The sequence below is a fragment of the Pseudomonas sp. ESBL9 genome (assembly GCF_036668715.1).
Taxonomy (GTDB): domain Bacteria; phylum Pseudomonadota; class Gammaproteobacteria; order Pseudomonadales; family Pseudomonadaceae; genus Aquipseudomonas; species Aquipseudomonas lundensis.
On sequence record NZ_JAZEVV010000008.1, the window covers coordinates 22,999 to 34,297 of the forward strand.

The following is an 11,299-nucleotide window of genomic DNA, read 5'->3' on the forward strand; positions in this document are numbered from 1 at the left end:
CAATGCCGCATATTTTGATCGTCGAAGACGAAACCATCATCCGCTCCGCGTTGCGCCGCTTGTTGGAGCGTAATCAGTACCAAGTCAGCGAAGCGGGCTCGGTGCAGGAAGCGCAGGAGCGTTTCAGCATTCCCTCGTTCGACCTGATTGTCAGCGACCTGCGCCTGCCGGGCGCGCCAGGCACCGAGCTGATCAAGCTCGGAGAAGGCAAGCCGGTGCTGATCATGACCAGTTATGCCAGCCTGCGCTCGGCCGTCGACTCGATGAAAATGGGCGCGGTCGATTACATCGCCAAACCCTTCGATCACGACGAAATGCTGCAAGCGGTCGCGCGCATTTTGCGTGATCGTCAGAACGCCGAGAGCCAGTCCGTCGAGCGCCCGGCCAAAGCTGCGGCTGCTGACAAAAATGTTGTGGATAACAGCAATGGCGAAATCGGCATCATTGGCTCTTGCCCGCCCATGCAGGACCTGTACAGCAAGATCCGCAAAGTGGCCCCCACAGACTCCAACGTACTGATTCAAGGCGAATCAGGTACGGGTAAAGAGCTGGTGGCCCGTGCCCTGCACAACCTGTCCAAGCGTGCCAAGGCACCGATGATCTCGGTTAACTGTGCGGCGATTCCTGAATCACTGATCGAATCGGAACTGTTCGGCCATGAAAAAGGCGCTTTCACGGGCGCCAGCGCGGGCCGGGCCGGGTTGGTCGAGGCGGCGGATGGCGGCACCCTGTTCCTTGACGAGATCGGTGAACTGCCCCTCGAAGCCCAGGCGCGCTTGCTGCGGGTGCTTCAGGAAGGCGAAATCCGCCGCGTAGGCTCGGTGCAATCTCAAAAGGTCGATGTACGCCTGATTGCCGCGACTCACCGTGACCTTAAAAGCCTCGCCAAGATCGGCCAGTTTCGCGAAGACCTGTACTACCGCCTGCACGTGATTGCGCTCAAGTTGCCCGCGCTGCGAGAACGTGGCGCAGACGTCAACGAGATCGCCCACGCGTTCCTTGCCCGCCAAAGCGCCCGCGTGGGCCGCACCGACCTGAAATTCGGGGCGGACGCCGAACAAGCCATTCGACATTACGCCTGGCCAGGTAACGTGCGTGAACTGGAGAACGCTGTAGAGCGCGCGGTGATTCTGTGTGAAAGCCCGGAAATTTCCGCCGACTTGCTAGGCATCGATATCGAGCTGAGTGATCTACAAGACGACGATTTTATCGGTCTTGCCCCACAACAGAGCATCAGCAGCGGTAACACCAGCCTGGACCCGACCGAAGATTTGTCACTGGAAGACTACTTCCAGCATTTCGTACTGGAGCATCAGGATCACATGACTGAAACCGAGTTGGCTCGCAAACTGGGTGTCAGCCGTAAATGCCTGTGGGAACGCCGCCAGCGCCTGGGCATCCCGCGCAGGAAAACAGGGGTTGCCAGCGAGGGGTAACGCTTCAGGTAACACTCATTCACGTGAAAAAACTGTTACCTCACGCTAAACACGTAACAAATGCCGGGTCTTACGGTAACGAAGACCCGGCTTTTTTTTGGCCTGAAAAAGGTGAAATGCGGGAAAAGCCCAGCGTTTGCTGGGCTTGGCAAAAGTTGGCACGACACCTGCTATATGTATTCGTACAAGAACAATAAGAATCACAGCAACACACAATAAAAATAAGACGTATCGGCTCACGCATAACAAAAACAACACGGCGGAGGCGCAGCTAACTGATTCTTTTGGAGAGGTGTTGTCATTGGGGCTTGCCCCACGACTAGGCAGAGAACAACAAAAACTGCATGTAAAGCAGACCCTGAACTAGTTGGATCATGGATCACATCAACACAGCGACCAAAGCAATCCGTTTGCTCTTATCTCCCGATTGGGAGGGTTACACCGGCAAACCCGGGTAACCAGGGCGATCAACAAAAACAAGAAGCCCGCAACCAATAATAAAAATAGAGCACGCAACTAATTCTGGGGGAGCTTCGGCTCCCCTTGTGGTTCCTGCGATTCGACAAAAATCATTTAGCCTCTCTAACACGGCCCTCTTGCGCAGGTTCTGAGCGTGCGTGGCAATCGACAGGTTAAGCGTCCTACACCATCCCCTGACTAAATGCTAGAATCCCCGCCCATCATGCGGTCATTCTTCGTTTTGGCCGAACATTCCTTCAAACAGTGCATCCCATGCTGAAGAAGCTGTTCCAGTCATTCCGTTCTCCCAAGCGTCGTACGCAACAACTGCGCAGCACCCCAGAAGTGCTCAACAGCAGCCAACACTCGCTGCAACGTGCCCAGTTCAGCCGTTACGCGGTCAACATTGTCGAGCGTCTGCAAAACGCCGGTTACCAGGCTTACCTGGTTGGCGGCTGTGTACGCGACATGTTGCTCAACATCACCCCCAAAGACTTTGACGTCGCCACCAGCGCCACGCCTGAACAAGTGCGTGCGGAATTCCGTAATGCGCGCATCATCGGCCGACGCTTCAAGCTGGTACACATCCACTTTGGTCGCGAGATCATTGAGGTCGCCACTTTCCGCGCCAATCATCCGCAAAATGACGAAGAGGAAGACAGCAATCAGTCCTCGCGTAACGAAAGCGGGCGCATTTTGCGCGACAACGTATACGGCACACTGGAAGAAGACGCCCAGCGTCGCGACTTCACGATCAATGCCCTGTATTACGACCCGGTCAGCGAACGCATTCTCGATTACGCCAACGGTGTACACGACATCCGCAATCGCTTGCTGCGCCTGATTGGCGACCCGCAACAGCGCTATCAGGAAGACCCCGTGCGCATGCTGCGGGCCGTGCGCTTTGCCGCCAAACTCGACTTCGGCATCGAGAAGCACACAGCGGCGCCGATTCGCGATCTGGCGCCCATGCTGCGCGAAATTCCGTCTGCGCGACTGTTCGAAGAAGTGCTCAAGCTGTTCCTCTCGGGGAATGCTTCTGACACATTCGAAATGCTGGTTGACCTTGAGTTGTTCGATCCACTGTTCCCGGCCAGCGCCGAAGCACTGGAACACAACCCGACGTACACCCACACCCTGATCAGCGAAGCCTTGCGCAACACGGACCTGCGGATCAAACAGGGCAAACCGGTGACCCCGGCGTTCCTGTTTGCCGCCCTGCTGTGGCCTGCACTGCCAGCGCGTATTCTGCGCCTGCAGGACCAAGGCATGCCGCCTATTCCTGCGATGCAGGAAGCCGCGCACGAGCTTATCAGCGAACAATGCCAGCGCATCGCCATTCCTAAACGCTTCACCCTGCCCATTCGCGAAATCTGGGACATGCAGGAGCGCTTGCCGCGTCGCAGTGGCAAACGCGCCGACATGCTGCTCGACAACCCGCGTTTCCGTGCCGGTTACGACTTTTTGCTGTTGCGTGAAAGCGCAGGCGAGCAGACAAACGGCCTGGGCGAGTGGTGGACCGAATATCAAGACGCCAACGACAGTGGTCGCCGCGACATGATCCGTGATTTGAGCAACGCCAAGGAGGACGGCGCGGGCCCAGCGCCCCGCAAACGCCGACGCACTGGCGCCAACAAGCGTAAACGCAGCGCAGGCGCTGACGAGTAAGTGATGGAACGCATCTACATTGGGATGGGCAGCAATCTGGCTGACCCGGCCGAACAACTGCGCAGCGCTGTCGAAGCGCTCGCGCACCTGCCTCAATCCCGCTGGGTCGGGGTGTCAGCCTTCTACCAAAGCGATTCGTTACTGCCGGGGCAGCCGCGCTACACCAATGCCGTGGCCGCCATCGACTCCAACCTGGCGCCGCTTGCGTTGCTCGATGCGCTGCAAGCCATCGAAACGGATCAAGGCCGCGAGCGCCTTGAGCGCTGGGGGCCGCGCACCCTCGACCTCGACATCCTGCTGTTTGGCGATCGTCTGATTGACGAACCGCGTCTCAAGGTCCCGCATTACCACATGCACGCTCGTCCGTTCGTGCTGTACCCCCTTGCCGAACTGGCCCCCGCCTCGCTGATCCTTGCCGATGGCCGCAGCCTGCAACAGCTCTTGAACGACTGCCCATATGTCGGTCTTGAGCGCCTCGCTCCCGGCGCTGAATCGAATCAATAACCGCGGTAACACTCACGCGGTAACACCTCTAATTGACTTCCCGTGTGCTCGTCACGACTATAGGCATCCCGCTGCCGCCTACCCGGCGGCGCAATGTGAAAAGCCGGCATTCAAAGCACCGCTATAAAGGTGCGCCTGCTTATAACGATGAATCACGCGCGTGACTCGCAGTGGTTATCGCACTGCCTGACGAGGATCCTTTTCATGCCAGCTATCACCCTGACCACCCTGCAAAGCCTTAAGCAAAAAGGTGAAAAAATCACCATGCTGACGTGCTATGACGCCACCTTCGCGCACGCCTGCAATCAGGCTGGCGTTGAAGTGTTACTGGTGGGCGACTCCTTGGGCATGGTCCTGCAAGGGCATGACAGCACACTGCCAGTTACTAATGACGAGATGGCCTACCACGTGGCCTGCGTCAAACGCGGCAATCAGGACGCCCTGATTCTCGCCGACATGCCGTTCATGGCGAACGCCACCCTTGAGCAAAGCTTGAACAACAGCGCCCAACTGATGAAAGCCGGTGCGCACATGGTCAAGGTCGAGGGCGCTGTCTGGTTGGCCGAGTCCATTCGCCTGATGACCGAACGCGGCATTCCCGTGTGTGCCCACATGGGCCTGACGCCACAAACCGTTAACGTGTTGGGCGGTTACAAGGTTCAGGGCCGCAATGAAAACCAGGCGCGCCAGATGCGTGCAGATGCCATCGCCCTTGAACAGGCGGGTGCCGCCATGTTGCTGCTTGAGTGCGTACCGAGCGAGCTGGCGAAAGAAATCACCCACGCGGTGAAGATCCCGGTTATCGGGATTGGCGCTGGCAGCGACACTGACGGCCAGGTGCTGGTACTGCATGACATGCTCGGACTGTCCCTCACCGGGCGTGTACCCAAGTTCGTGAAAAACTTCATGACAGGCCAGCCAGACATACAATCGGCGCTCAGCGCTTATGTGACCGAAGTCAAAGCCGTCAGCTTTCCTGGCGCCGAACACGGATTCTCTGCATGAACACTGTTAAAACCGTCCGCGAGCTGCGTGCTGCTGTCGCCCGCGCCCGCGCCCGCAGTGAAGGCAAGCAAATCGGCCTTGTCCCGACCATGGGCAACCTGCACAGCGGCCACGCGGCACTGGTCACGAAAGCAGCCCAGCAGGTCGATTTCGTCGTGGCCAGTATTTTCGTGAACCCGCTGCAGTTCGGGGCCAACGAAGACCTCGACACCTACCCGCGCACGCTCGCCGCCGATCAGGAAAAACTCCTGCAAGCGGGCTGTAACCTGCTTTTCGCCCCGACCGTGGAAGAAATGTACCCCCACGGCATGCAGGGCCTGACCCGCGTCACCGCTGCCGCCTTGAGCAACGAGCTGTGCGGCAGCCGTCGCCCCGGTCACTTCGACGGTGTTACCACAGTGGTCAGCAAACTGTTCAACATGGTTCAGCCTGACCTGGCGATCTTTGGGCAAAAGGACTATCAGCAACTGGCCGTCATCCGGGCGATGGTGCATGACCTGAACATGCCCATTCAAATCATCGGAGAGCCCACAGTGCGCGCCGAAGATGGCCTGGCCCTGTCGTCGCGCAATGGCTACCTGAGCGAAGAACAGCGAGCGCTGGCCCCGGCCTTGTATCGCCACCTGCGCGAAATGGCCACGGCCATCCAGAACGGCGAGCGCGACTATCTGGCATTGTCGAGCCAACACGCCGCTCAACTGGAAGCGCTCGGGCTGCGTGTGGATTACCTTGAAGTTCGCCACGCATCGACGTTGCTGCCAGCCGACGTCAGTGATCGCGACCTGGTGATTCTGGTTGCCGCCTTCCTGGGCACTACCCGCCTGATCGATAACGTGCATTTGAACCTTGATAACGCACTGTGAGCCACGGGCGATAAAGGTCTCGCAATCGATACAAAAACACTGAAACGTTTCACCTGAAGTCACGTAGCGGTGACAAAAGTTACCGTTACGTGTCAGACAAAGCCGAGACAGATGCAGGCGCTAGGGTTAATGTGATCGCCCTGCTTGTGTCTGATGCGTTTAAGCAGGCGAACCGCAGTCCACCCGTCTTTAATGTGGAGGATTCGGTGTTTTCAGTGTCCAACAGGCAGTTCAAGCAAAAAGGATATCCGCAGCGATGGCGTACTACCGCACTCCTCATGACGTTACCGCTCTGCCCGCTTGGCAAGCGTTGAAGCAACACCGCGCCGGCATGCAACATTTCAGCATGCGCGACGCGTTTAACAGCAACCCCAAACGTTTTGAAGATTTCACCCTGAGCAGCTGCGGGCTGTTCCTGGACTACTCGAAAAACCTGATCACCAACGAAACCCGCTCGCTGCTGGTCGATCTGGCCAACGAAGTCGACCTCAACGGTGCAATCAAATCGTTGTTCTCGGGCGAAATCGTCAACGCCTCCGAAGGCCGTCCGGCCTTGCACACGGCGCTGCGGCGCCCGGTGGCCGACAAGCTGTCGGTCAATGGCGCGGACATCATGCCCGAGGTGCATAAAGTCCTGAACAAGATGACCGAACTGGTCGGTCGCATTCATGAAGGCCTGTGGCGCGGTTACACCGAAAAGCCCATCACCGACATTGTGAACATCGGTATCGGCGGCTCGTTCCTGGGCCCCGAGCTGGTCTCTGAGGCGCTGTTGTCCTACGCGCAAAAAGGTGTTCGCTGCCATTACCTGGCGAATATCGACGGCAGTGAATTCCACGAGCTGTCGCACAAGATCCGCGCCGAAACCACCCTGTTCATTGTTTCGTCCAAATCGTTCAACACCCTCGAAACCCTGAAGAACGCCCAAGCCTCCCGCGCTTGGTATCTGGCGCAAGGCGGCTCCGAAGCGGAGCTGCATCGTCACTTCATTGCGGTGTCGAGCAACAACGAAGCGGCGGTCGCGTTCGGTATTCGCGAAGAAAACATTTTCCCGATGTGGGATTGGGTCGGCGGTCGTTATTCGCTGTGGTCGGCTATCGGCTTACCCATCGCGCTGGCCATCGGCATGTCCAACTTCAAGGAATTGCTGTCCGGCGCCTACAGCATGGACCAGCACTTCCAGAACGCTCCGTTTGAGCAAAACATGCCCGTGCTGATGGCCGCGCTGGGCGTCTGGTACGGCAACTTCTGGGGTGCGCAGAGTCACGCGATCCTGCCGTACGACCACTACCTGCGTAACATCACCAAGCACTTGCAACAATTGGACATGGAGTCCAATGGCAAGAGCGTGCGCCAGGACGGCACGCCCGTGTCGACCGACACAGGCCCCGTGATCTGGGGCGGTGTGGGCTGCAACGGCCAGCACGCGTATCACCAGTTGCTGCACCAAGGCACCCAACTGATTCCGGCCGACTTTATCGTGCCGATTGTCAGCTTCAATCCGGTCGCCGACCACCATCAGTGGCTGTATGCCAACTGCCTGTCCCAAAGTCAGGCCCTGATGCTGGGTAAAACCCGCGAAGAAGCCGAGGCCGAGCTGCGCGAAAAAGGCATGCCAGAAGAGCAGGTGCAAAAACTCGCGCCGCACAAGGTGATTCCGGGCAACCGCCCGAGCAACACCTTGGTGGTCGAACGCATCAGCCCTCGCCGCCTCGGCGCTCTGGTTGCGCTGTACGAGCACAAAGTGTTCGTGCAAAGCGTGATCTGGGGCATCAACGCCTTCGACCAATGGGGCGTAGAGTTGGGCAAAGAGCTGGGCAAGGGCGTCTACTACCGCCTCACCGGCAGCCTGGAAGAGCCGGCCGATGACGCTTCGACCCAAGGCCTGATCAATTATTTCCGCGGTCGCCATCGCGGTTGATTGAGCGCCAGCCAGTCACCCCGACTGGCTGGCACAACCGAGGCAGCATGGACATCATCCGTCGCCCCATCGAACGTCAAATCATGAGCCTGACCGGTCTTTCACTCGGCCAACTCGACCTCGAAAACCCCAAAGGCGATCCCGGCCTCTTCGGCCCCGATTCCATCAGTTGGCAAGTGCATGGTGATTTCACCAGCATGCTGATTGGCGGCATCAGCGCTTTAATGCTGCAAGCCTTGCACCCGTTGGCGCTTGCCGGGGTATGGGATCACTCCAATTTCAGACAGGACATGCTGGGGCGGCTGCGTCGCACCGGGCAGTTCATTTCCGGCACCACGTTTGGCTCGACGGCAGACGCCGACTGGCTGATCGACAAGGTGCGCACCATTCACGAGCAGGTCACGGGCACTGGCCTCGATGGCCGCCCTTATGCCGCCAGCGACCCTGCATTGCTGATGTGGGTGCATGTCGCGGAGGTCAGCAACTTTCTGGCCGCGCATTTACGTTACCGAAACCCCGATTTGTCAGCCGAGGATCAAGACAGGTACTACGACGAAATTGCTGTGGTCGCTGAGCGACTGGGCGCGACGGATGTGCCGCGCTCGCGCCAGCAAATCGCTGATTACCTGCAACAGGTTCGTCCCCAATTGTTATGTGACGCGCGCAGCCATGAAGTCATTCGCCTGCTGCTGGATGCCCCCTCTCCCAGCGTGCTGGCCAAGCCGTTTGGTGCTCTGATGATGCAGGCCGGAATCGATTTGCTGCCAGATTGGGCCAGCGATCAGTTGGGGCTGTCTCAACGTCCCATGACGCGCACGCTGATTCGCGCCAGCGTGAACCGCACCGCGCCGCTTTTGCGCTGGGCCGTGCGTGATGGCTCGGTGCAGAGGGCGCGGCGGCGAATGGGAATCACCTGACACGTACAGCCTGGTAGCCAACGGGGAGTTACACTGGCGAACCAGCCCCGGACGCTCGCAGCCATGTTCGGCGACTACACGAGGGAAGAATATTTGTGACACCATGCGCGCCTGATTCCGAGCGACACACGCCAATAATAATGAGGATTCGCGCCATGCAAGACGTCGTAATCGTTGCCGCCACCCGCACTGCCGTTGGCAGCTTTCAAGGTTCACTGGCCCACGTACCTGCGGTTGATCTGGGGGCGGCAGTCATTCGTCAACTGCTGGAACAGACCGGCCTGGACGGTGCCCACGTTGATGAAGTGATCATGGGCCAGGTGCTGACCGCCGGCGCCGGCCAGAACCCGGCCCGTCAGGCCGCAATCAAGGCCGGCTTACCGTTTGCCGTACCTGCGATGACCCTGAACAAGGTCTGCGGATCTGGCCTCAAGGCGTTGCACCTTGCCGCGCAAGCCATTCGCTGTGGCGATGCCGAGGTCATCATTGCTGGGGGCCAGGAGAACATGAGCCTGTCCAACTACATCGTGCCCGGCGCCCGTACCGGCCTGCGCATGGGGCACAGTCAGATCGTCGACACCATGATTAGCGACGGTTTGTGGGATGCGTTCAACGATTACCACATGGGTATAACCGCCGAAAACCTGGTGGATAAGTACGGCATCAGCCGTGAAGCTCAGGATGCGTTTGCCGCTGCCTCTCAACAAAAAGCCATTGAAGCCATCGAAACCGGCCGCTTTGTGGATGAAATCACGCCCGTATTGATCCCGCAGCGCAAAGGTGACCCGATTGCCTTCGCCACGGACGAACAACCGCGCGCGGGCACAACGGCTGAATCGCTGGCAAAACTGCGTCCTGCCTTTAAAAAAGACGGATCTGTCACGGCGGGTAATGCATCCTCACTCAACGACGGCGCTGCAGCGGTCATGTTGATGAGCGCGAACAAAGCCCGGTCGCTGGGCTTGCCAGTCCTGGCTAAAATCGCGGCCTACGCCAACGCAGGCGTCGACCCGGCCATCATGGGTATTGGCCCGGTGAGCGCGACCCAACGCTGCCTGGCCAAGGCAGGCTGGACGCTGGCACAACTGGACCTGATCGAAGCCAACGAAGCGTTCGCCGCCCAAGCCTTGTCCGTGGGTAAAGAACTGGACTGGGACGCAAGCAAGGTCAACGTGAACGGTGGCGCCATTGCCATTGGTCACCCGATTGGTGCGTCAGGGTGCCGAATCCTCGTCACCCTGCTCCACGAAATGCTCAAGCGCGATGCCAAAAAAGGCCTCGCAACACTCTGCATCGGGGGTGGTCAGGGTGTAGCGCTGGCGATTGAGCGCGCGTAACTATCGTCGCATCGCAGGAGCGAACCTGCTCGCTCCTGCACCAAACCACCCGCGTTGTTCTGGTAAACTCCCGCGCCTTCTCTGTCCCCCAAGGCGCAACGCATGTCTTTCTTGAATCAGGCGCTGCGCGCCGCCCTCGATAACCGTCACGACTTGCTGGCCGAGCTGCACGCTCAAGGCACAGATTGTTATCGCCTGTTCCACGGCAGCCAGGAAGGTGCCGGGGGCTTGACCATCGACCGTTACGGCCCGCAATTGCTGGTGCAAAGCTTCCACCAGCGTCTTGAGCGCGATGATTTGCTGCAACTGCATGAAGCCATCAATCGTCATTTGGGGCTGGAACTGCTGCTGGTCTACAACGACCGTTCTCAGGGCAATTCCCGTATTGATCGTGAAGACACGGTCTACCGCGCCGACGAGGCCGCCCTGCAAGACCTGGTGGGCCATGAATGGGGGCTGAACTACCGTGTGCGCGGCCGCCATGCCGGTCAGGACCCGTTGCTGTTTCTTGATCTGCGTAACGCACGCGGGTGGGTCAAACAACACAGCGCCGGCAAACGCGTGCTCAACTTGTTCGCCTACACCTGCGGGGTTGGCCTGAGTGCCGCCGCAGGAGGCGCAAGCGAAGTCTGCAACCTGGACTTTGCCGAAGGCAATCTGGCCGTGGGTCGCGAGAACGGGCTGTTGAACCCGACGTTGCCCACCATGAATTTTGTGCAGTCTGACTATTTCGCAGCGATCCGCCAGCTGGCGGGTTTGCCGATCATTCAGCGTCGCCACAAGCTGCCGGCTTACCCGCGCCTGGAGCAACGCGAATACGATCTGGTTTTGCTGGACCCGCCCGCGTGGGCCAAAAGTGCGTTTGGCACGGTCGACCTGCTGCGTGACTATCAAAGCCTGCTCAAACCCGCCGTTTTGACCACCGCGCCCGACGGTGTGCTGATTTGCTGCAACAACCTGGCGAAAGTCAGCATGGACGACTGGCGAGAAAACGTGCTGCGTTGTGCCGAAAAAGCGGGACGTCCGGTACGTGACTGGCAGGTGCTGACCCCGGCCTGCGACTTCCCGTCAATGGACCGACAGCCTCCCCTCAAGACGTTGGTCTTGCAGTTCTAAGCCCCTCATCCTGCTGGGTAAAACCCTGATCAAATATAAGGCGATCGTCTCGGAACCAGAAACGCGTGCCATA

9 protein-coding genes are annotated in these 11,299 nt (G+C 58.9%); all 9 read left to right on the forward strand.

Features of this window, described 5'->3' with window-relative positions; all coding sequences use genetic code 11:
* Window positions 1-2: 2 nt before the first annotated feature.
* The 9 genes from V6F78_RS19435 (at window position 3) to V6F78_RS19475 (ending at window position 11,226) form a co-directional block, all read left to right on the forward strand.
* Entirely contained in the window at window positions 3-1,436 is a 1,434-nt protein-coding gene (locus tag V6F78_RS19435; protein ID WP_047278412.1) for a sigma-54-dependent transcriptional regulator, read from the forward strand.
* A gap of 732 nt (window positions 1,437-2,168) precedes the next feature.
* Complete coding sequence (locus V6F78_RS19440) at window positions 2,169-3,563, forward strand: polynucleotide adenylyltransferase PcnB (RefSeq protein WP_047295553.1); 1,395 nt, start codon at window positions 2,169-2,171, stop codon at window positions 3,561-3,563.
* Between the two features lie 3 nt (window positions 3,564-3,566).
* Window positions 3,567-4,067 carry a 2-amino-4-hydroxy-6-hydroxymethyldihydropteridine diphosphokinase gene (gene folK, locus V6F78_RS19445; RefSeq protein ID WP_047295555.1) on the forward strand — a complete coding sequence of 167 codons (501 nt, stop codon included), beginning with the start codon at window positions 3,567-3,569 and terminating at the stop codon, window positions 4,065-4,067.
* A gap of 204 nt (window positions 4,068-4,271) precedes the next feature.
* On the forward strand, window positions 4,272-5,072 hold the full coding sequence (panB, locus tag V6F78_RS19450; RefSeq protein ID WP_047277503.1) for a 3-methyl-2-oxobutanoate hydroxymethyltransferase: 801 nt from the start codon (window positions 4,272-4,274) through the stop codon (window positions 5,070-5,072).
* A complete protein-coding gene (gene panC / locus V6F78_RS19455) occupies window positions 5,069-5,935 on the forward strand; it encodes a pantoate--beta-alanine ligase (protein WP_332728021.1) in 867 nt (288 codons plus the stop codon). The genes panB and panC overlap by 4 nt, the downstream gene beginning before the upstream one ends.
* A 256-nt stretch (window positions 5,936-6,191) precedes the next feature.
* Window positions 6,192-7,856: a glucose-6-phosphate isomerase gene (gene pgi, locus V6F78_RS19460; RefSeq protein WP_047295559.1), complete on the forward strand. Its 1,665-nt coding sequence runs from the start codon at window positions 6,192-6,194 to the stop codon at window positions 7,854-7,856.
* Between the two features lie 47 nt (window positions 7,857-7,903).
* Entirely contained in the window at window positions 7,904-8,773 is an 870-nt protein-coding gene (locus V6F78_RS19465; protein ID WP_332728022.1) for an oxygenase MpaB family protein, read from the forward strand.
* A 155-nt stretch (window positions 8,774-8,928) separates the two neighbouring features.
* A complete protein-coding gene (locus tag V6F78_RS19470; RefSeq protein WP_047295563.1) occupies window positions 8,929-10,110 on the forward strand; it encodes an acetyl-CoA C-acetyltransferase in 1,182 nt (393 codons plus the stop codon).
* 102 nt (window positions 10,111-10,212) lie between these two features.
* A complete protein-coding gene (locus tag V6F78_RS19475; protein WP_047295565.1) occupies window positions 10,213-11,226 on the forward strand; it encodes a class I SAM-dependent rRNA methyltransferase in 1,014 nt (337 codons plus the stop codon).
* The last annotated feature ends 73 nt before the right edge of the window (window positions 11,227-11,299 follow it).